This is a genomic window from Halomicrobium sp. HArcht1-1, assembly GCF_058933285.1.
On the sequence record NZ_JBZYDL010000001.1, the window covers coordinates 529,850 to 550,740 of the forward strand.

20 protein-coding genes and 1 tRNA gene are annotated in these 20,891 nt (G+C 66.3%); 9 read left to right on the top strand and 12 right to left on the bottom strand.

The genetic code is table 11. The features are described from left to right. Nucleotides 1-608: 608 nt before the first annotated feature. A complete protein-coding gene (locus AC5FRZ_RS02855; RefSeq protein ID WP_493563802.1) occupies nucleotides 609-1,172 on the top strand; it encodes a DUF8170 family protein in 564 nt (187 codons plus the stop codon). Here AC5FRZ_RS02855 and AC5FRZ_RS02860 read toward each other — a convergent pair whose 3' ends face one another. The 4 genes from AC5FRZ_RS02860 to AC5FRZ_RS02875 form a co-directional block, all read right to left on the bottom strand. Further along, nucleotides 1,173-1,961, bottom strand: a complete 789-nt coding sequence (locus AC5FRZ_RS02860) for a hypothetical protein (protein ID WP_493563803.1) — start codon at nucleotides 1,959-1,961, stop codon at nucleotides 1,173-1,175. It abuts the gene before it with no gap. A gap of 90 nt (nucleotides 1,962-2,051) precedes the next feature. Next, nucleotides 2,052-3,839, bottom strand: coding sequence for a HAMP domain-containing protein (locus tag AC5FRZ_RS02865; RefSeq protein WP_493563804.1), 1,788 nt, complete (start codon nucleotides 3,837-3,839; stop codon nucleotides 2,052-2,054). Between the two features lie 254 nt (nucleotides 3,840-4,093). After that, nucleotides 4,094-4,570 (bottom strand): hypothetical protein, encoded by a 477-nt coding sequence (locus tag AC5FRZ_RS02870; RefSeq protein WP_170093338.1) that lies wholly within the window; start codon nucleotides 4,568-4,570, stop codon nucleotides 4,094-4,096. A 102-nt stretch (nucleotides 4,571-4,672) separates the two neighbouring features. Further along, nucleotides 4,673-5,224 carry an NADPH-dependent FMN reductase gene (locus AC5FRZ_RS02875; RefSeq protein ID WP_170093339.1) on the bottom strand — a complete coding sequence of 184 codons (552 nt, stop codon included), beginning with the start codon at nucleotides 5,222-5,224 and terminating at the stop codon, nucleotides 4,673-4,675. A 109-nt stretch (nucleotides 5,225-5,333) separates the two neighbouring features. Between AC5FRZ_RS02875 and AC5FRZ_RS02880 the strand changes: the two genes are divergently transcribed. Further along, nucleotides 5,334-5,924, top strand: coding sequence for a rubrerythrin family protein (locus AC5FRZ_RS02880; RefSeq protein WP_493563805.1), 591 nt, complete (start codon nucleotides 5,334-5,336; stop codon nucleotides 5,922-5,924). Nucleotides 5,925-5,942: 18 nt separating this feature from the next. Here AC5FRZ_RS02880 and AC5FRZ_RS02885 read toward each other — a convergent pair whose 3' ends face one another. Then, nucleotides 5,943-7,400: an amidohydrolase family protein gene (locus AC5FRZ_RS02885; protein WP_493563806.1), complete on the bottom strand. Its 1,458-nt coding sequence runs from the start codon at nucleotides 7,398-7,400 to the stop codon at nucleotides 5,943-5,945. Then, on the bottom strand, nucleotides 7,397-7,873 hold the full coding sequence (locus AC5FRZ_RS02890) for a SpoIIAA family protein (RefSeq protein WP_493563807.1): 477 nt from the start codon (nucleotides 7,871-7,873) through the stop codon (nucleotides 7,397-7,399). The genes AC5FRZ_RS02885 and AC5FRZ_RS02890 overlap by 4 nt, the downstream gene beginning before the upstream one ends. Before the next feature lie 228 nt (nucleotides 7,874-8,101). Here AC5FRZ_RS02890 and AC5FRZ_RS02895 point away from each other — a divergent pair, with 228 nt between their 5' ends. From AC5FRZ_RS02895 to uvrB, 3 genes are all read left to right on the top strand, one after another. After that, on the top strand, nucleotides 8,102-8,980 hold the full coding sequence (locus AC5FRZ_RS02895) for a DUF106 domain-containing protein (RefSeq protein ID WP_493563808.1): 879 nt from the start codon (nucleotides 8,102-8,104) through the stop codon (nucleotides 8,978-8,980). A 290-nt stretch (nucleotides 8,981-9,270) separates the two neighbouring features. Next, the gene (locus AC5FRZ_RS02900) at nucleotides 9,271-9,633 is read left to right on the top strand and encodes a hypothetical protein (RefSeq protein WP_493563809.1); all 363 of its coding nucleotides are present in this window, start codon (nucleotides 9,271-9,273) and stop codon (nucleotides 9,631-9,633) included. A gap of 411 nt (nucleotides 9,634-10,044) precedes the next feature. Further along, nucleotides 10,045-12,099, top strand: a complete 2,055-nt coding sequence (gene uvrB, locus AC5FRZ_RS02905; RefSeq protein ID WP_493563810.1) for an excinuclease ABC subunit UvrB — start codon at nucleotides 10,045-10,047, stop codon at nucleotides 12,097-12,099. 314 nt (nucleotides 12,100-12,413) lie between these two features. On the opposite strand, the gene AC5FRZ_RS02910 is transcribed toward uvrB, so the two are convergent. Continuing rightward, nucleotides 12,414-13,076 (bottom strand): HD domain-containing protein, encoded by a 663-nt coding sequence (locus tag AC5FRZ_RS02910; protein WP_493563811.1) that lies wholly within the window; start codon nucleotides 13,074-13,076, stop codon nucleotides 12,414-12,416. A 215-nt stretch (nucleotides 13,077-13,291) separates the two neighbouring features. On the opposite strand from AC5FRZ_RS02910, the gene AC5FRZ_RS02915 reads away from it, so the two are divergent. After that, nucleotides 13,292-14,173 (top strand): alpha/beta fold hydrolase, encoded by an 882-nt coding sequence (locus AC5FRZ_RS02915; RefSeq protein ID WP_493563812.1) that lies wholly within the window; start codon nucleotides 13,292-13,294, stop codon nucleotides 14,171-14,173. Between the two features lie 102 nt (nucleotides 14,174-14,275). Here AC5FRZ_RS02915 and AC5FRZ_RS02920 read toward each other — a convergent pair whose 3' ends face one another. The 3 genes from AC5FRZ_RS02920 to AC5FRZ_RS02930 all read right to left on the bottom strand — a co-directional run bounded on the left by AC5FRZ_RS02920 (nucleotide 14,276) and on the right by AC5FRZ_RS02930 (nucleotide 16,414). Then, on the bottom strand, nucleotides 14,276-14,986 hold the full coding sequence (locus AC5FRZ_RS02920) for a M48 family metallopeptidase (RefSeq protein ID WP_493563813.1): 711 nt from the start codon (nucleotides 14,984-14,986) through the stop codon (nucleotides 14,276-14,278). Nucleotides 14,987-15,627: 641 nt separating this feature from the next. Beyond that, a tRNA-Thr gene (locus AC5FRZ_RS02925) sits at nucleotides 15,628-15,699 on the bottom strand. 67 nt (nucleotides 15,700-15,766) lie between these two features. Further along, nucleotides 15,767-16,414, bottom strand: coding sequence for a DUF7114 family protein (locus tag AC5FRZ_RS02930; RefSeq protein WP_493563814.1), 648 nt, complete (start codon nucleotides 16,412-16,414; stop codon nucleotides 15,767-15,769). A gap of 54 nt (nucleotides 16,415-16,468) precedes the next feature. On the opposite strand from AC5FRZ_RS02930, the gene AC5FRZ_RS02935 reads away from it, so the two are divergent. Both AC5FRZ_RS02935 and AC5FRZ_RS02940 read left to right on the top strand, forming a co-directional pair. Further along, the gene (locus AC5FRZ_RS02935; protein WP_493563815.1) at nucleotides 16,469-17,161 is read left to right on the top strand and encodes an enoyl-CoA hydratase/isomerase family protein; all 693 of its coding nucleotides are present in this window, start codon (nucleotides 16,469-16,471) and stop codon (nucleotides 17,159-17,161) included. A 26-nt stretch (nucleotides 17,162-17,187) separates the two neighbouring features. Then, a complete protein-coding gene (locus AC5FRZ_RS02940; protein WP_170093348.1) occupies nucleotides 17,188-17,895 on the top strand; it encodes a thioredoxin-like domain-containing protein in 708 nt (235 codons plus the stop codon). A 31-nt stretch (nucleotides 17,896-17,926) separates the two neighbouring features. Here AC5FRZ_RS02940 and AC5FRZ_RS02945 read toward each other — a convergent pair whose 3' ends face one another. Both AC5FRZ_RS02945 and AC5FRZ_RS02950 read right to left on the bottom strand, forming a co-directional pair. Next, complete coding sequence (locus tag AC5FRZ_RS02945; RefSeq protein WP_170093349.1) at nucleotides 17,927-18,760, bottom strand: NAD+ synthase; 834 nt, start codon at nucleotides 18,758-18,760, stop codon at nucleotides 17,927-17,929. A gap of 568 nt (nucleotides 18,761-19,328) precedes the next feature. Next, complete coding sequence (locus AC5FRZ_RS02950; RefSeq protein ID WP_153552306.1) at nucleotides 19,329-19,700, bottom strand: VOC family protein; 372 nt, start codon at nucleotides 19,698-19,700, stop codon at nucleotides 19,329-19,331. A 119-nt stretch (nucleotides 19,701-19,819) separates the two neighbouring features. Here AC5FRZ_RS02950 and AC5FRZ_RS02955 point away from each other — a divergent pair, with 119 nt between their 5' ends. Then, nucleotides 19,820-20,791, top strand: a complete 972-nt coding sequence (locus AC5FRZ_RS02955; RefSeq protein ID WP_493563816.1) for an aldo/keto reductase — start codon at nucleotides 19,820-19,822, stop codon at nucleotides 20,789-20,791. The last annotated feature ends 100 nt before the right edge of the window (nucleotides 20,792-20,891 follow it).

Genomic DNA, 20,891 nt, shown 5'->3' on the forward strand with positions numbered 1-20,891 from the left:
GTCAGAGACCGTCACGGTTGCCACCAATACAGTAGCCGACCCGATACCCACGATCGTCACAAAGATTATACGCTGAACAGGGGCAATACCACGGCGTTCACGCCGTGGATACGTGCCGTCACTTGGGGAAAGTATCCACGTTCGACAGCACTCTGAGTTTCAGAATACTGGTGTTTAAGCGACAGGAAACCCTATCAGTAGGTAGGAATCGGTCGGAACGGAGCGGATTCCGAACCGTCCTTCGGAGGTGGCCTGTCCACCCACGCAATGAGACAGTATCCGAAAGGGTAGTCGGTGAACGCACATTCCAGCAGAGTGTGTCTGTGCCGACTGCTCAAAGCGAGTCAGAAGGTACCCCCGACTCTGCTGACGCCTACTGGCGTCCCTGTGGCAAAAACAACACCGGGACGCCATATACGGTTGAGGATAGGGGTAACGGCCACTTGGCATGGCCAGCAGTCCACCAGTCCGACACTGTGTGACTACCCGTGCCCGAAAGGACTGGGAGTCCGGTGATTGGACGACAGACCTGAAACTCCCACCGCTCGGGATTCCTCCGCGTTCACGCGGAGGAGGATGTCAAGCGTAGCCCGAGCGGGCACGAGAACGTGACCGACGACGAGGCGTTCGATAGAGTTCAGGCCGAGACGGCAGACTACTCCGCGAAAGAGACGTTCACACCGTCGGAGCATCAGGCACTCAAGCAGGCAGTGTTCAGCGATCACTTCCGGCGGCTCGTCTTCGCCGACCGATCGTACTTCGTGCTCGGCAACTACGACGACGGCCCGAAAGAGCGACGCCTGACGCTCGTCAGGGACCGGCTCGCATCCCGGCGTGATGGTGCCTTCGCGTTCCTGATGAAGGACATCCCGGAGGGCTGGACCTACTGGACGACGAAATTCAAGATTCTCGCGATCAGAGCCGACTACATCACTCTCGTCCTCGAAGACAGCCACGGCAGTCACCACTGGGAGGCAGGCCACATCGACGCCCCGCGGTATCGGCCGAAAGTCCACGTTCTGAAACGGGCGTACGAGGACGAACAGACCGAGCGAGCGCAGTTCGGCGCGATGATCGCACACTTCGTCGAGATTCTCGATCGCGACAACCGCGTGTACGAGTGGCAGACCGAAGACGAACTGGCATCGGCCGTCGACGACCTCCCGCCCTGACTACACCCGCTCGTCGAGCACGTACCGCCGCGTCGCCGTCTCGGTCTCCTGAACGACTGCCATCGGTCCGTCGGGGACGATTTCGAGGCGAATCGGCCCGTCGAGCGTCCGCGTGAGCGCGCCCAGTTCCGGCCCGTACCAGTTCCGGCAGTCGGGTCCCTCGACGGTCCGGGCCGACAGCGTTCCCGTCCCCGCTACGACCTCCCCGGACACGGCTAGCCGGAACTGCCCGTCTTCGACGACGACGGGCACGCCCTCGCTGTCGACGATCTCGGCGGCCGTCACGAGTCGTTCGAGGGTCGCGGCGTCGGTCTCGACCCGCGTGGGAGCGGGCGCGCCGTCCGGCGCGAACCGCCCGTCGTCGTCGAACGCCGCGGGCATCCCGAGATCGACCGACTCGACGGCGACGTCGGTCGGGAGCGGCTCGGCGCGCATACGGTGGTCTCGCCCGCGGATCTCGGCCCACTGGACCAGTTGCCGGCCGGGATCGCCCCCGAAGACGACTTCGACGCGGTCGTCGTCCAGCCAGTCGAGCCACTGCAACGTCGGGACTGCGCCGAGGATGACGTAGCTGGGCCGGTCGACCGTGTAGCTGTCGAAGTGGTCGGGTCGATAGCTCGTGTACACCGCCGGAGAGCCCGACCGTGCCGGGGCTGTCAGCCCGTCCTCTCCGAGCGCGAAGAGCACCCGCTCGTAGTACGGATCGGTCGCATCCGTCGTCAGCGTCGTCTCTCCGACCAGGCCCGCGAGGCGATCGGGCGCGCCCGCTAGCCGGGCGAATTCGGCCATAGCCCAGCTATGAGCGCACACGCTCTTGACTGTTCGGCCGACCGACCACCGGCGGAAACGCCGCGCCTGCGGTGGTCGGTCCGCGAGCGGTCACTCGCCCGGACCCGAGTCGTTGGCGGTTTCCTCGCCGACGTTGCCCGGACCGGACGGGAAGAAGAACTCCCGTTCGGACTCGGTCCGGAAGCGACTGAGCACGTCACCCAGCGGCCCGGCGTACTGTTTGAGAGTGCTGGCCTGCTGGGACACCTCGTTGAGTTCGGCGGTCTGTTCCTCTGCCGCACCGGCGACGGTCTCAGCGGCCTGCGTCGTCTCCTCGCTGATCTCTGCCACGTCCGACAGGGTCGTCGCTACCGCCCGGATGCGAGCCAGCGGCTCGTCGAGGTCCAGCGCTTCGTGCTGGTCGGCGTGCCGTTCGAGCGTCCTCGCGACGGCGTCTACTTCTTCGCTGATCTCGGCCAGCTGTTCTTGTTGTTCGTACGCGTCCAGCGACACCTGCTGGGCGGCCTCGGCGACCTGTTCGGAGGCCTGCCGGAGCGTCGCGGTACTGGTTTCGACGTGGTCTGCCGAATCGGCCACGTCCTCGGCGAACGTCTTGAGCTGACCGGTCGTCTTCTCCAGTTCGGCGACGGTATCGTTGAAGTCGCGCGCGATGCGGTCCATCGCGTCGTGTTCGCCGTCGGGCTCCATCCTGACCGTCAGATCCCCCGCAGCGCACTCGGCGAGCACGTCCGAGTAGTCGTCGGCGGTCGCTTCGAGGTAGTCGGTCAGTTCCATCGCCTCGGCCCGAGAGGCTTCAGCGGCTTTGCGCGCAGATCGTGCCTCCTCGATCTCTTCGCGGAGCGACTGGCGCATACTGTCGAAGGCCGCCGTGAGTCGCCCGATCTCGTCGGCTCGGGTCTGTTCGAGCGTCACGTCGAGGTCGCCGTCTTCGATGCGTCCGGCCTTTCGTTCCAGCCGTTCGAGCGCGTTACCGGTTCGGCGGCCGCTCACCAGGACGAGACCGCCGAGCAACACCAGCGGTGCGCCCATCACGGCGAGGATACCCGTCCGGATCTCCTCTCGGACGGCGAAGGCGGCCGACGCGGGGAGGTGGCGGACGATCACCCAGTCGGTCCCTGCGACGGGGGCGTGGCCCACGACTTCGCTCGCGGACGATTCGAGGTTCACCGACCCGGTGTCGCTGGCACGCCGGACCCGTTCGGGAACGTTCGCTGGCGACTCGACGGTGGCAAACAGCATCCCCTCCGAGTCGTGCAGCGTCGTGTACCCCGACCGGTCTTTCGGATCGAAGCCGGCCACCGGCTCGCCCAGCGACGCCTCGACCAGTATCACGCCCTCGCTCCCGACCGAGTTGCCGACGATGCCGGCGACGGTCGTCCCTCGGCGGGCGTAGGTGTCGTCGACGACCTGTGCCGGTCCGACCGGAACGCCCGCGGTGATGGCCTCGCCGACCGCCGTGCCGGTGACGGTTGTGTCCACCCGCGAAGCGTTCGTACTCGCGATCACCGTCCCGTCGTCGGCGACGTAGTTGACGCTGACCACGTCCGGACCGAAGCGATGAGCGTCGAAGTACGACTGGACCGACGAGGCGTTCCCGGCCTGTACGTCCGGGCGGAGTCCGATCTGGTTGGCCGTGTCTCGGTGACCGTCGAGCCACCGGTCCAGCGCGTCGGCCTGTAACTCCGCGGTCGTCGTCGTCCGCTCGTCGACCTGCCCCGTCAGGGTCGCCGTCGCAGTGTTCAACGAGACGATGCCGATGCCAGCCGTGACGACGATCACGACCGCGACCGTCGTCAGAAACTTCCACACGAACCGTCGCCGGATCGCGCTCGGCAGGACGGACCAACTGTCCGACCCGGAATCCCCCTGTGAATCCATTACGTGGATCGCGCCGGCACTGTCGGATAAATCCCGCTCATATGTACGGTATATAGACAACAATGGGCATAGAGAGCCACCCGGTTCAGTACTGCGATTCCGTCCGAAAACTGCTGCCCTTTCGTCTTTCTTAGAGCTATCCTGTCACCTCTCGCCGGTCGGAGTGTCCGTTCGCCACGCTTTCGAAACGACTGTCGGACACTCCGTTTTGCTCGGGGTTCCCGTACAGACAGGCCGATCGCTCGCGGCTCCGACTATCCTGTCAGCCAGTACTGCGTCTGATCGACGGTCGTCGAGAGCCACTGGCCGTGGACGCGGCCCGGTCCGGGCTCGAGCACCGCGTCGAAGACGAGGTCCCGGCCGTCGATACGCAGTTCTCGGAGCGTGAGCGTGCGCTCGCTGGCCCAGGTCGCGAGGCGTGCGTCGCCACACTCGTCGAGTTCGAAGTAGGTCGCTGGCGTCCGATCGGTCGTGAACGTGTACTCCCGGTCGCCGTAGGACAGCGTCTCTTCGACGATCTCGCCGAAGGCGAAGGCGATCCGGCACTGCTCGCGGGGCTCGTCGGCTCGGTCGCTGTCGACGCGGCGACGCCGATCGACGTCGTAGCCCCACTTGCGAGCCCACCCTTCGAGGAGGCGCACGTCGATCCGCGGGTTCGACCCCGACCGGCCGCCGTCCCACAGGACGTGGTACTCGGACGGGCGGTCGTCGCCGAGGTGCTGGTCGAACATGGTGGTGAGATTCGGCTGAGCCACTATATACCTGCCTGGTCGTTCACCGACGCTGCCGGCGACCGACATCGATTCAGACTTCGATAATCGGGCAGGGACCCGCTATACTGCGGCTTTCGGTTCGGTCCCGGCGTTGGCCGCGACCATCCGGCCGAGCGTCCGCACCCGGGCCTCGATGTCGGCGTCGACGAAGGCTCCGTCGTCGTCGAAGGCGTCGGACGCGTTGCGGATCCCGACCTCGTGGGGGAGCGTCCAGCCGTGGACCGTCCGGACGCCGGTTCGGAGGTGTTCCAGCGCCGGGCCGTAGGAGCCACCGCCGGCAGTCGCCAGCAGTCCGACCGTCGTGTCTCGGAACTCGTCGCGCCCCAGGTAGTCGAGGGCGTTCTTCAGCGCCGACGACACCATCCCGTGGTACACCGGCGTTCCGAGCACCACCGCGTCGGCGTCGTCGAGCAGCGCCCGCAACGCTTCGGCGTCGCCCCGGTCGCGGTCGTCGGGATCGAACAGCGGCAGCTCCCACTCGCGGAGGTCCACCAGTTCCGTTGTCGCGCCGGCCGTCTCTGCGGCCGACAGCGCGTGTTCCAGTGCCAGACACGTCGTGCTCGTCTCGCGCAGACTGCCGCTGATGGCGACGACGAGCGGGGACTCGCTCATTACAGCGTATCTGGACGCCGACGGGCTTAACGCCCGTGATGGCCGGTCGGCCAGGTGGCTGTCCGTCGGATCCCGGCAGTTACAAGCCCTGGCGACCGTAGCGACCAGTATGGACGCTCAGGAATTCGTCGACACGATCAGTTCCGAGAACAAGACGGCGCTCTCGCGGCTCGGCTCGTCCAAGGCGCTGTACGCGCTCACCGGCGGCGAGATGGACGAGGGGCCGATCCTCGCTGGCGCGGCCGACCGCGCACACTACGCGTTCGAGACCGTCGACGGGTGGGAGGGCGACGCCTTCGAGACGGCCGCCGACACCGCTCGCGAGCACTACGAGACGATCGCCGACGAGCACGGCAACCACGAACCGGGTGAGCGGCCAGCGATGTTCGAGACGCTGGCCGAGCAAGACGAGACGGCCGCCCGCCTGGGCGGGCTCGTCGGCTGGACGCTCGTCGCGAAGAAGACCTTCGAGCAGCTCACCGGCTTCTTCGTCGGGCAGGCCGACCCCCAGACCTCGCAGGTGTTTCGTGATCTGGGCGGTGACATCGAGGAGCTGCGCCAGGCGGCACTCGACGCGCTGGCCGAAGACGGCGACTGGGACGCCGCCGAGACGGCCGCGAGTGCGGTGGTCCAGGCCGCCTACGAGGACTACTTCGAGACGCTGGAGGCCCTCGGCGTCAACCCCAAGCCGGTCTGCTGATCGCGTTCTCCCCCGCCGTCACCTGAACACGTCCCGCAGTTTCTGTGCGCCGAGCCGTCCCAGTAGCTTCGCCGGCCCGCGCTTTGGCGCGTCGGCGAGCACGTCCCGGAGTGCCGGTGGCTCGGGCGTTCCGAGCCCGAGGTCCCACTCGGTCGCCGCCGCGAACTGCTCGACGGCTGCCGTGGCCCGTTCTCGGACCGCTTGCGCGTCCATCGTCTGGACGACGCCGTCCTCGACGACCACTTCACCGTCGACGACGACCGTCTCCACGTCCGAACGGCGGGCACCGTTCGCGAGCTGTGCCGCCACGTTCGTCAACGGCGTGAACTTCGCCTGGTCGACGTCGAGGACGGCGAGGTCGCCACGAGCACCGGGGACGAGGCGGCCGACCGACTCGATGCCCACCGCGTCGGCGCTCTCGGCGGTGAGCATCCGGACCAGCGCCATCGAGTCGTACTGCTGTGCTCCCGCGTCGAGGTTGGCCAGCAGGCGCGCCGAGCGCGCCTCTTCGAACAGGTCGACGGAGTCGTGCCAGTAGTGGTCGTCAAGACCGAGGCCGACGGCCACGCCGGCCTCGCGCAGGTCGGCCACCGGCGTCCAGGGAGTCTCTGGATCGAGGTTGTAGTAGCCGAAGATGGACGGACAGTGTGCGACACCGGCGTCGGCCTCGCTCATCCGCTCGACGTCCCTCTCGTCGGCGACCCGGAAGTGCGCGCCCACGAGTCGGTCGTCGAGCAGCCCGACCGCGTCCAGCAGCGCGAGCGAATCGTCGCTCCCGTTCGCACGGGCCATCTCGTCGCTTTCGCCGAGTTCCAGCAGGTGCGTGTGGACTGGCACCTCGGGGTACTCGGCCGCCAGGTCTGCGACGCGCTCCCAGAGGTCGCGCGTACACGACCAGTCGTCGTGGGGACAGAGGGCGGCGCTGATGCGGCCGTCGTAGCTGCCGTCGAACTGCTCGACGAACGAGCGGGCCCGCTCGAACTGTGCGTCGACCGACCGGTCCCAGAACAGGTCCGACAGCATGGGTCCCATCACTGCCCGCAGCCCCGCCTCGCCGAGGATGTCCGCGCCCAGTGCCGGGCGCACGTCCATCGTGTTGACCGTCGTCACGCCCCCCTGGAGGTGAGTCAGGGCCGCCAGCTCGTACCCCGCTCGCAGCAGGTCGTCGTGTTCGCTGGCCATGTCGGCGATCAGCGGCGTCATCTGGGCGAACAGCTCGACCGGCCCCATCTCGCTGAAGGCACCCGTCAGCGCGGTCCCCTCCAGGTGTGCGTGGGCGTTCACGAGCCCGGGCAACACGAGCCGTCCCGCTCCGTCGAGGACGTGGTCGGCGTCGATCTCGGCGTCGCCCGCCCGGCTCTCTCGGACGGTCGCGATGTCGCCGTCCCGGACGACGACGGTGCCGGACTCGTAGACGCGGTTGCGCTCGTCGACGGTCACGACCACTGCGTCGTGGACGACGAAGTCTGCCGTCACTGTGTGGCCCTCCCACGATCGCTCGGGAGTTCGCCGGTCCGGACCCAGGTGCGAGCCGCCTCGCGTTCCGCCGGGCCGAAGTACCGCATCTCGTCGGGACTGACCGGCCAGACCGGCGCGATGGCTCGCCAGCAGTCGAACAGTCCCCGCGCCCAGACCGAATCGCCGACTGCGGCGTAGCGACCGATGTCGAACGTCGACCCCCGCCGGAGGTCCGGCAGGATGCCGTACCAGTTCGAGAGGGCCGACCGGGCGGTCCAGTCGACCGTCTCCTCGTAGAGGTGGACGGTGTCGTGTGCGTCGGTCGTCGCCGAGAGGAGTCGGTAGAGGTCCCTGAATCCGGCGGGCGAGCAGTCGCCGACTCGAATGGCGACGACAGCCGGTGTCGGCTCGTTCAGTACCTCGAACATCGCGTCGTTCGGATCGGGCCGATAGTCGTCGAGCGTGGCCGTCACCGTCTCGCGATCGATCATAGTCGACGGTTCGACGACCTGTTTGTTAAAACGGCTGCTATTATACGCCATTTTATGCACAATCTCTAGCAAAATAGGGGTACTTAATTGTTAAACAGCTGGCTTATTTCCGAACCTGGTCGAGTGCCTGCGGTCCCGACCACCGCGCTCGCTGCGTGGTCGGTTACCTGCTTCCGACCGGATTCGCCGAGGAAGAAGATTCATGTGTCTGGTCGGACCAGTTAGGGCATGGACAGTTCTCTCGACGCCGTCCGGGCGGACGACGACCTCGCCGTGGCGCTGGCGGTCGTCCTCGACCGTGCCGAGGCGGGCGACGGAACCGTCGCGTGGGCGGATCTCCGGGGACAGATCGATCCCGTCGAGTGGGGCCGACTGCTCGACCACGGCGTCGTCGTCCCCGCTGGTGACCGCTTCGTCGTCGACGATCCGACCGCGGCGCGCGAACTGCTCGCACAGCGAGACCTCGACGACGCGGACCCCGACGCCCCAGAGACCGGCGGCTGGTCGCGCGCGGACAAGCTGGCAGGCGTCGGCGCACTCGCACTGATGGCGAGCTACCAGTTGCCCGGCGGGCGCGAACTGGTCGGCCAGAGCGTCAACACCGTCCTCGGACCGCTCGCGGCACAACTGCCCTTCGTCGCGACGATCACACTACTCGCAGTCGTGACCGCGCTGGCGTCGACGACGATTCGCCGCCGACTCCAGTCGAAAGAACGGATGGAGCGGCTCAAGACCCGGCTGACCGACGTTCGCGAGCGACTCGACGACGCCCGCGAGCGCGGCGACGACGAGGCGGTCGAACGCCTCCAGGCCGAACAGCAGGAGCTGATGACCCAGCAACTGTCGATGTTCAAGCACATGCTCCGACCGATGGCCTGGACGGTGCTGGTCTCGGCACCGATCTTCCTGTGGCTCTCGTGGCTGGCCGTCGCGCCCGCCGCCGCCATCGCGCCGACGGCGACGGTGTTCCCGATGCTCGGCCGGATCACCTGGACGGCCAAACTGATCGGGCCGCTGCACGTCTGGACGGTGTGGTACATCGCCACCTCGATGCTCTCGGGGCTGACGATCCAGCGGACGATGGACCGGGTCGACACGGCGGCGTAGCGGATCTGGGTGGGTCGTCCGTAATTAGATAATTCATTGACCACCTGCCATGTGACGCTTACTTCGATGTATTCGGTACTCGTGGCGGCCTGTGGTGTCTGCTGTCGCTACGTCGCCCTTTGTGCAGCGTTGTCAGTGATTATTTGTGAAGTCGCGTTCGGTATTGACAGCAAACCTCACTGGCTATCACCAGAATTTCTCTTTCTGACAGTGGCCCACGGGGTGGCTCATAATCGCCACCGAATGAAATATAACAGACATGTAGACAGTATTATCAAAGTCTGCTGAGGATGGTCGATACGGTGAAATCTGTCGTCGGAAAACTGAGTGAGCGAGTCGAACTGAAAGACGTGATTGTCATACCGGCAGTCGCGCTCGCGTTGTATTTGATTACGGGAGATGTTTTCACGTCAGTTATCGGGCCCGCGGTCGTCATGCTCGTATTCTTGACCTTTGCGGCGGTCGATGTTACGAACAACGACATTCGGTGCGTGGAACTGGCGATATTCGTCGCCGGAATCGCTGGCGGTGTCATTATGTACAGCAGCACAGATATCCCTGCTTGGTTCGGTGTCTTGGTCACTCTCATTTCCCTGTGGTGGGCCGGAACCACTCTGGTGGATATCCTCCGACGTAATCGAGGAGCGCCGTGACAATTGGAACTTCAGTGTGACGTGGCGGTTGAACGGCTCCGGACCGAACAGCAGGAGCTAACGACCCAGAAACTGTCGACGACCGGTCACACGTCTGACCAATAGCCTGGACGTTGCTGGTCTCGGCACTGATCTTCCTGAGCTCTCGGGCTAGCCGTCGCGCCCGTCGCCGCATCGCATCTCTGCACACCCGATCGCCGGCCGTCGTGCAGTCAGTGTGAAGCCCTTCGACTGTGCTACCGCTGTCTACCGCGGGTGGACGCCACTCGCCGCATTCGATATAGCGTACAGCAGTTTATCACTTTGCGACCCAGATTCTGAACCTCGCCCAAAACACGGCCGACAGCCTGGAAAACCGGCGAATCTGCCCAAAGCACACCGCTCAAGTCGATCGAGCCCTACTGTCGGACAATGAGCGACTCCGGCCCACTGTCTCCGGACCGACCGGACGCCGAGACGGCGTTTCGCGTCGACGCACCGTTCGAGCCAGCCGGCGACCAGCCAGACGCCATCGAGCAGCTCGTCGACGGATATCGGAGGGGAATGGACAAACAGACCCTGCTGGGCGTCACCGGGTCGGGCAAGACCAACACCGTCTCGTGGGCGATCGAGGAGCTCCAGCAGCCGACGCTGGTCATCGCCCACAACAAGACGCTGGCGGCCCAGCTCTACGAGGAGTTCCGGAGTCTCTTCCCCGACAACGCCGTCGAGTACTTCGTCTCGTACTACGACTACTACCAGCCCGAGGCCTACGTCGAGCAGACCGACACCTACATCGACAAGGACGCCTCGATCAACGACGAGATCGACCGCCTCAGACACTCTGCGACCCGCTCGCTGCTGACCCGCGACGACGTGATCGTCGTCGCCTCCGTGTCGGCGATCTACGGGCTGGGTGACCCGCGCAACTACGTCGACATGAGCCTCCGGCTGGAGGAAGGCCAGCAGATCGAGCGCGACGAACTCCTGGGCCAGCTCGTGGACCTGAACTACGAGCGCAACGACGTGGACTTCACGCAGGGAACGTTCCGCGTGCGAGGTGACACCGTCGAGATCTACCCGATGTACGGCCGCTACGCCGTCCGGGTGGACATGTGGGGCGACGAGATCGACCGCCTCGTGAAGATGGATCCCCTGGAAGGCGAGGTCGTCAGCCAGGAGCCGGCCGTCTTGCTCCACCCGGCAGAGCACTACTCGATTCCCGAGCAGCGCCTCCAGCGGGCGATCGAGGAGATCGAGGACATGCTGGCAGACCGAATCCGCTACTTCGAACGGCAGGGCGACGCCGTCGCGGCCCAGCGCATCGAGGAGCGGACCACGTTCGATCTGGAGATGATGAAAGAGACCGGCTACTGCTCGGGGATCGAGAACTACTCGGTCCACCTTTCGGACCGCGAGAGCGGCGAAGCGCCGTACACGCTGTTGGACTACTTCCCCGACGACTTCCTCACCGTCGTCGACGAGTCCCACCAGACGATCCCCCAGATCAAAGGCCAGTTCGAGGGCGACAAGTCACGCAAGGAGAGTCTGGTGGAGAACGGCTTCCGCCTGCCGACCGCCTTCGACAATCGTCCGCTGACCTTCGAGGAGTTCGAGGAAAAGACCGACCGGACGCTGTACGTCTCGGCGACGCCGGGCGACTACGAGCGCGAGGAGAGCGGTCAGGTCGTCGAACAGATCGTCCGTCCGACCCACCTCGTCGATCCCGCGATCGAGGTCGCAGACGCCAGCGGCCAGGTCCAGGACCTGCTCGAACGGATCGAATCGATGCCCGACGAGGAGCGCGTGCTGGTGACGACACTCACCAAACGCATGGCCGAGGACCTCACCGAGTATCTCGAAGAGAGCGGCGTCGACGTGGCCTACATGCACGACGAGACCGACACGCTGGAACGCCACGAACTGATCCGGTCGCTGCGGCTTGGCGAGATCCAGGTGCTCGTCGGCATCAACCTCCTGCGGGAGGGACTGGACATCCCCGAAGTGAGCCTCGTCGCGATTCTCGACGCCGACCAGGAGGGGTTCCTGCGGTCGGAGACGACGCTCGTCCAGACGATGGGGCGGGCCGCCCGCAACGTCAACGGCGAGGTCGTCCTCTACGCCGACGACACGAGCGACGCGATGCGGTCGGCCATCGAGGAGACCCAGCGCCGCCGCCAGATCCAGCAGGCGTACAACGAGGAACACGGCTTCGAGCCGACGACTATCGAGAAAGAGATCGGCGAGTCCTCGCTTCCGGGTGCCGAGACGGACACCAGCGACGTGGCCGGTGACGGCCCGGCCGACGCCGACGAGGCTGCCCGACAGATCGAACGGCTCGAAGCGCGGATGGCCGAGGCCGCAGACAACCTGGAGTTCGAACTCGCTGCAGACATCCGCGATCGGATCCGCGAGCTCCGCGAGGAGTTCGAACTCGGCGGCGAAGACGACGGTGGCGTGCCGGCTCCCGGTCCCGGCGAGTTCTGACACTGTCGGCTGTGACCGATTCCGCCACTCGGATGGCGAATCTCGTCACGGGGTTACAACCACGCATGACGACCGACATCTGTTCGAGACGGACGCAGCTCACGCATCCGCTCCTGAGGCACAGATAACGCCGTGAGTCCGCTGTTTGTGGCTGTGGCGACTGTTCCAGAAACACGCGTCTGTCCCACGCCATAAACCGCCATCCGCGATACAAAAGCACGACCTCGGCGGATGCAGCGGGCTCGCGGCGACGGCGATAGCGACCGCTCTCGTGTCCGATGCGTGGGCCTACACCGGGATCGGATCGTCGACGATCAGGCGTCGGCTCGCACGCCGATCTCGCTCTCGAACTGCTCGAAGAACGCCTCCATGAAACGCCACCGCGATCTGCCGAGCCGCCGGGCCGGTGGCGTGTGTAGTCGTGCCAGTCGTTCGCGTGCCCACTCCCTGAGGACCGAAATGTCGCGACGGTCGGTCGTCGCTTCGTGTGTCGAGGCGTCGTCGAGGTGTGCGTACTGGGTCCCCGTTCGCCCCGATCGTTCGCCGACGACACACGCGAGTCGGACGATCCCGACGGCACCGGTCGCATCGAGCTTGTCGGCGTCGAACAGGAGCTTCGCTGCCGGGCTCTCGGGCTCCGGTGAACTCGATCGGATGCTGTGAGTTCGCAGGCAGTGTGCGACGGCGTCGATTCGGCTGGCAGCGACCCCTTCCTCGGCCAGCAACTCTCTGGCCGTGACCGTAGCCCACTCGCCGTGGTCGTCGATTTCCCCGACGCGCTCCAGGGGGCGGCCGATGTCGTGCAGCCACGCCGCCGCGGACAGCACGTCTCGATCGACAGCGCGGTCCCACCTCTCGGCGAGTCGCACGGAGAGATCGCGGACCCGTTTCGCGTGGAACCGATCGTGTGCGGGGAGGGCAGCGTCGTAGTACGGCATCGCCAGCGATCGTGCGAGCGAATCGAGTGTGGAGGGCATCGCTCGGGGCGTCGTCGACCGGTGAAAAAGCGATTGTGGAACACGACGCCGTTCCCGAGGCGACGGCTCGCGGACCGACGGCCCTCATTCTCTATCGCGGATAGTACTTTATGGCGCGTCTCGTCGGGTCGGCGTCGTACCCGACGAGCAGACCGGTGAGACGCTGCTGGGCGGGCAGCGCGTGGGTTTTTGCTGCCGGCGATCGTCGTCCCTGTATGCCGATCAGTGAGACGGTCACCACCGACGGTCTGGCGATCCACTTTCTCGAAGCCGGCGATCCAGCGGATCCGACGATCGTCCTCCTGCACGGCGGGATCATCGACGCGGCACACGTCTCCTGGGGCGAGGTGATCGAGCCGCTGGCCGCGGACTGTCACGTCGTCGCGCCGGATCTCCTGGGGTACGGCCGGAGCGGCGTCGACAGGGGCGAGGGCACGGACGGCCGGACGGTTCTCCCGCCGGGCTCCTACCCGGTCGGCCGGCACGTCGACGCTACGACGAGGTTTCTCGACGAGCTGGCCGTCAACACGTTCTCGATCGCCGGACTCTCGCTCGGCGGTGCCGTCGGACTCGGCGTGGCACTCCGCCGTCCCGCTCTCGTCGACGATCTCCTGTTGATCGACAGCTACGGACTGGGCCGAGCGCTGCCAAACGGTCGACTCTCCTACGCCCTCGCGCGCGTCCAACTGTTCAATCGGGTCGCCATCGCCCTGTTCCGCCGGAGCCGCCGGCTCACGAAGGCGAGCCTGGGCGGAATCGTCGCGGACCTCGACGACCTCTCCGAAGAAGCGGTCGACGCGGTCTACGAGGAGGTCCAGCGGCCTACTGCCGGGGTCGCGTTCCGTCGCTTCCGCGAGGCCGAGGTGACGCGCTCGGGATACCGGACCGTCTACGTCGACGAGCTACCGGCGCTTGAGGTCCCGACACGACTCCTCCACGGCCGCCACGACGAGGTGGTCCCGCTGTCCTGGGCCGAGCGGGCGGCCGATCGCATTCCGGAGGGTGAGCTGGTGGTCCTCGACTCGTGTGCTCACTGGCCGCCCCGCGAGAGGCCGTCGACGGTGGTCGAGCATGCTCGCGAGGTCGCGACTCGCTGACGGCTCTCGCGGACGTTCTGGCTGCTTCGGGAGCTCGGTAGCGTGGCCCCGGGATCGACGTGATATATCGTTATCCGCGATACAGAACGAGCGGTGGCGTCGTCACCGTCTGTCGATTCGTCGGTGATCGTCCACTACCCGGAGTCGTTCGATCCGCTCGTCGATCGGCGGGTGCGTCGCGAGCAGTCTCGCCAGTGGCGTGTCTTCCTCTCCCTGGACGTACAGCGGCGTCAGAAGGCCGAATCCCGGCTTCGAGGCCCGTTCGATCGTCCGGAGTGCCCGGGCGAGCGCGAGCGGGTCGGCGACCGCGGCAGCGCGCTCGTCGGCGGCGTACTCCCGTCGGCGGGAGTAGCCCATCGCCAGCAGTCCGACCACGAGTCCGAGTCCCGCGATCGAGAGCAGCGCCAGTCGCTGTGCACGGCCCAGCAGTGACCGGGACGCGGCCTCGGGCTGGCCTCGGACGAGCGCGAACGCGCGAGCGAACCCGCCGAGCAACGTCGCGACCGGGAGGACGATCAGCGCGACCACGCCCGTGAGCGTCTGGACGAGGTTGTACGCGAGCGTCTGGATCAGGGCGTCGTTCGTTTCGAGGTGTGCCAGCTCGTGGGCCAACAGCGCCTCTATCTCCGTCGGTGACAGCAACCGGAGCAACCGGCGGTCGACGACGACCGCGTCGCGGCCGCCACCGATGGCCAGTGCGTTCGGTGCCGACAGCTCTGCCACCAGCAGTTCCGGCCGAGCGACGCCCATCCGCTCGGCGACCGCGTCGAGTCGCCGATGCACTCGCGGGGCGCGTTCCGGAGCCAGCGGCACGGCGTCGAGTTGTCGCCGGAGGCTGCATCGTCCCGACCCTGTAGCTGTGGTATCCCAGCGCGATCCCCGTCGTCAGGACCACGACGGCGGCCAGGAGCGGGTCCGGTCGGTTCGCCCACAGGAACGTCGCGAGTCGATAGCCGGCCACTGCGAGCACGCCGTACACACACAGCGTCGCGAGCCCAGCCAGCGCCAGCAAGAGCCGACGACCAAGCGCCATGGCTGTCGGTAGGCTCGTGTCCGTCAAACCGTTGCCGGCGGCTGCAACGCCTGTCAGTCGCGGATCGACGCTCGATTCGGTTTCGAAGTCGACTACGAGACCACTTTCTCCCGGAGACGGCTGTTGCTGTCTGTCCGGTCGTCGTGAGAAAGCCTAGGCCGGGATTTGAACCCGATACCAGACCTCGCTTCGCTCGGTCTGTCGTGATTCAGATCCCGTGTATAGCTTTTGCTCCTCACCTTCGTTCGTCGCAGAAAGCCTCGGCCGGGATTTGAACCGGAGGAAGACGTTCCGGGATGCTCGCTCACTGCGTTCGCTGCGCTTCCGGGGCTGCGACTTCCAGGGTTCAAATTCCGGGTACGACTTCATCGATTTCAGCGATCGCTCGGCGACAGAGCGCCTCGCAGAAGTGAAATCGAGAAGCCTAGGCCGGGATTTGAACCCGGGCTCTCGTCCTTACCAAGGACGCGCTTTACCTCTAAGCTACCCAGGCGCGCATTCATCCGTTGTCCGGAGTTGTCTTTAGGCGTTACGATTCGGGGACGGCACGCTACTCTCTCTCAGTGGTCGGCCGAGGTGCGGACGCCGTCGGCGCTCGTGGCGTCGGTCGTCAGCGTCGCGAGCGTCTCGCGTACGTCCTCGTCGGCGAACGTCTCGACGGGTGGCAGCCCGTCGGTCACGAGGTCGCTGGCGTACTCACGCAGGCGTGGCGCGGGTCGGTTCCCGGCGGCGGTGACGCCGGCCACGGCGGCCAGTTCGAGCACGTCGGCTTCGAGGTTCCGGTCGAGCGTGGGGTCGTCGGTTTCGCGGCGGACGGTCTGGTCGGTGCCGAACGCCCGGACCACGTCGACGGCGGCGTCGGCGGCCTCGGTTCGGGCCAGCAGATAGAATCCACGTGAGACGAGGATGTCGGCGATGAGAACGTCCAGGTCGGCGGCGTCGCGGTCGCCGCCCGCCCAGGGGTCGTCGTGGGCCAGCGCCCGCGTCAGCCGGAGTCCCTCGTAGATCAACTGGACACCGGCGGCGCGGTCGCTGAGGCCGTCGAGCTGTCCCTCGCAGCCGGCGGCGCTCGCGCTGACGAGCGTGCAGACGCCGGGGGTCATCGAGGCGGCGTCGAGCCGGTCCTCGATACGGTCGCGCAGACGAGCGGGGTCGACGTCGTCGACTGCCGCCAGTGCGGCTCGTCGGACCGCAGCGGCTTCCTCCATTACCTTCGCCTAGCGACGGGAAGGGCAAAGACCTTTGGAAACGTCGGGTCGGGCATGGGGACGATACGGACCGAGCGGACGGGCGAGGTACTGGTCGTGACGATCGACCGGCCCGACAGCCGCAACGCGCTGACGGTCGACGCGCTGGCTGCGCTCCGAGACCGACTCGCGGACGCGAGCGCGCCGGTGGTCGCAGTTCGTGGTGCTGGAACGGCGTTCTGTGCCGGCGCGGATCTGGACACCGTCGACGCCCTCGACGGAGACGACGCGCGTTCGTTCGCCCGGCTGGGCCAGGCCGTCGCGGACGCGCTGGCTGGCTACGACGGGGCGACCGTCGCGGCCATCGACGGGCCGGCACGTGGGGGCGGCGTCGAACTCGCGCTGGCCTGTGACTTGCGGGTCTGTACGCCCCGCTCGACGTTCGCCGAGTCGGGCGTGACGCTGGGGCTGTTCGGCGCGTGGGGCGGGACCGATCGGCTGGTCGACACCGTCGGCCGGAGCGTGGCGATGGACCTCTCGCTGTCCGGTCGCGTCGTCGACGCCGACGAGGCGCTGCGGGTCGGCCTGGTTTCGCGGGTCGTCGACGATCCGCTGGCGGTCGCACACGCGGTCGCCGACAACGACGCCGGAGCGGTCCGGACGATCAAGGAGCTGCTCGCCGAGTCGGCCGACGGCGACCGCCAGTTCGAGCGGGAACGCGAGGCGTTCGCGACCCTCGTCGAAGCGCGGGCCGAGCGCAAGGATTGAAGCCGTCCCACGCGCACTACGAGACAATGGTTGACTGTGAGTACTGTGACGGGTCCTTCGACAGCGAGGACGCGTATCTCGATCACCTCGGCAGCGCCCACGAGGGTGAGCTGGGGTCGATCGATCAGCGACGGGTCGCCGAGCGCGACGGGAGCGACGAGGGCCGGATCCTCTCGCTGGGGCCGGCTATCCTGATCGGTGTCGTCGGCTTCTCGATCGCGGTCGTGGTCTACGTCGTCGTGTTCATGGGTGCAGGCGGTGCTGGATCGAGTCTCCCAGACAGCGGCGATCAGGCCGTCGTCTCGCAGGTGACGACACAGGAGTCCGAAGGCACCCAGCACGTCGACCGGGGCACGGAGCTCACCTACGAGCACATGCCGCCGACCTCCGGGCCACACTACGCCGACTGGGCGACGGGCGGGTACTACGACGACGAGACGGCTCCGCCGCTGGGTGAGGTCGTCCACGCACTGGAACACGGGGCGATCGTCGTCTACTACGATCCAGACGGTATCGATCCGGACGTTCGCGAGAGCTTCCGGCAGTACGGGAACCGGTACACGGACGACTTCATGAGCTTCCTCGCGGTCCCGACGCCGGTCGAGGACCCGGCGGCGACGTACGTCCTGACGGCCTGGACCAAGCGCCTCGACATGGACGAGTACGACGAAGAGACGATGCGGCAGTTCATGGCCGAGTACATCGGGCGCGGGCCCGAGCAACAGGTCCGCTGACACCGTCGCTCGTCCGAGCGGCCACTGGCGGTCAGCACAGCGGGTCGGGACCCGGCGGAGCAGCCCGTTTGTGCGCGCTGCCCTCGTACAGCGTCCGCACCCGAGCGACGGCGTCCTCGCCGACGCCGATCTCGGCGGCCGTCGCCGAGGCGGAGACTCCGCCCTCGACGTGGAGCGCGAGAATCGAGTCCAGCGTCGGGTAGTCCAGTCCCATCTCTTCTTCGTCGGTCTGACCCACCCACATCTCGGCGCTGGCGGTCTTGTCCGCGAGGTCGTCGGGGACGCCGACGTGTTTGGCGAGCTGGCGGACCTGCCCCTTGTAGAGATTCGCGATCGGGTGACAGTCCACGGCACCGTCGCCGTACTTGGTGAAGTAGCCCACCAGCGCCTCGCTCTTGTTCCCCGTCCCGAGGACGATCGAGTCCCGGTGGTTGGCGGCGAGGTAGTTCAGCACCGCCCGACAGCGCACCCGGAGGTTGCCCACGGCGAGCTGGTCGCCCTCGGCGTCGGGGTAGCCCTCGAGGAAGGCGTCGGCGATCGGCTCGATCTCGATCACGTCGTACTCGATCCCCAGCAGCTCGCTGGCGACGCGCTCGGCGTCGCTCATGTTCGCCTCGCGGTTGACCTCGCTGGGCATCACCAGCCCGTAGACGTGCTCCGCGCCCAGCGCCTCGACGGCGAGGTGGGAGGTGAGCGTGCTGTCGATGCCGCCCGAGAGCCCGATGACCGCCGTCTCGACGCCGGCCGCCTCGACCTGCTCGGTGACGAAGTCGGTGATGTGATCGCGATACGCCTCCAGTTCCGCCTCGGAGAGAGTCAGATCCAGCGGATCGTCGGCTCGCTGGACCGGCTTCGCTTCTGCCATCGTATCAGACGAGTAGGGCGCTAGCGACTAATACCCCACCGAGTCGCCCCCAGGACTGGACGATCGGTCAGTCTCGGGCGTTGGCGTCTCTGGAGTCACGATCACTGATTTCTCGTTGGAATTCGAGAACGTATTGCCGAAATCGTCCACAGTAAGCCGGCCGGTAGTTGGACAACAGGGAGAAACCCAGTATCAAACAGTTCACTTCGATTCACACCGACCGATACCAATCTGATACGATACGAACGGTACGAGAATCATTGAAAATGTGAGGATAAACGCATTGAGCAAAAGGATGACGAGGAGTTCGACGATCCAGATTGTGTTAGGGACGACCGGCCTCATTCCGAACATAACTACTCCTGCGACGGCTATCGAAAACATCCCTATGGCGAATATTTCTAATCGACTTGACCACGCATCCTCTCGCATGAGGAGGTAATCTTTCGGCGGACTCTCCACATTCTGTTAACTCAGACAACAATAATAAATGCGCTGGAACCTCCTCTACAGCGGGTCGCAACTTCACTGCCTGACGAATGACGTGCGGTTGCCGAAATCAGCCCTCTCAGTCCAGCGGCTCCACGAACTCCAGGACGTACCCCTCCGGGTCCTCGACGAAGGCGACGTAGGCGTCGGCCGGTTCGATCACGGTCGGGGCGGTGACGACCGTCCCACCGGCGTCGGTGGCGCGCTCGACCGTCGCCTCGGTGTCGTCGACGGTGAGCGCGACGTGATCTACGTCCGCCCGATTCGGCGCGATCGGCGTCGTCCGGTCGGGGTCGTGGCGCAACTGGAGTTCGCCGTGGTCGCCGCCGACGTAGACGTTCTCGACGCCGTCGAGCGTGAACGACCACTGGCGTTCCAGCCCCAGTTCGGTGTAGAACTCGATCGCACGATCCATGTCCGAGACCCACAGCGCGACGTGTGCAACGTCCATGCTCGGAGGTGCGCGGCCCGGTAGTTGTGTGTATCGGCTTCCGGCGGGCCAGTTTTCGCCCTCGTCGTGTCAGAACTGTGCCGTTGACTACTTGGTCAGCCCCCGCAACGGGGATATGTATGGAGTACACGACACTCGGCTCGACCGGGATCGAGGTCTCGAAGATCTGCCTGGGCTGTATGAGCTTCGGCAGCGGCGACGAGTGGATGCTCGACCGGGACGACTCCGAGGCGCTGATCGAGCGCGCGCTCGAACTCGGGATCAACTTCTTCGACACGGCAAACGTCTACTCGACGGGCGAGAGCGAGGCGATCCTCGGCGACGTGCTCGGCGAGTACGACCGCGACGAGCAGGTCGTCGCCACGAAGGTCTTCGGCGAGATGGGCGACGATCCCAACAGGCAGGGGCTCTCGCGGAAGGCCATCGAACAGGAGCTGTCGGCCTCGCTGGCGCGGCTGGGGATGGACACCGTCGATCTCTACCAGATCCACCGCTGGGACTACGATACCCCCATCGAGACGACGCTGCGGGCGCTGGACGACGCCGTCCGGCGCGGCCAGGTGCGTCACATCGGTGCCTCCTCGATGTGGGCTCACCAGTTCCAGCGTGCCCTGCACGTCAGCGAGCGCGAGGGCCTGGCCCGCTTCGAGACGATGCAGGACCTCTATCACCTCACCTACCGCGAGGAGGAGCGCGAGATGTATCCCGTCTGCGAGCAGTGGGACGTGGGCGTCATCCCGTGGAGCCCCCTCGGCGCGGGCTATCTGACCCGCCCCCACGAGGAGTTCACTCGCACGACGCGCGGGGAACACGAGAAGGAGAACATCGGGCTCCCCTACGACGAGGGGCCGGGGAGCGAGGCGATCAACGAGCGCGTCCAGGAACTGGCCGACGAGAAGGGCGTGACGATGGCCCAGATCGCGCTGGCCTGGCACTTCGAGAACGAGTACACCGACGCGCCGATCCTCGGCACGTCGAGCATCGAACACCTCGAAGCGGCCGTCGAAGCACTGGAGATCGACCTCTCGACCTCGGAGATGGAGTACCTCGAAGAACCGTACGAACCGGTCCCGGTGTACGGCCACGACTGAGAAGACAGGCCGACTGCGGGGCTGGCCCGCCGTCCGAGTAAGCCGGCCGGCGCGTGGTCGCCCGGTGGCGGTAAGCCGGGCGCGACGATGCCGACGACTC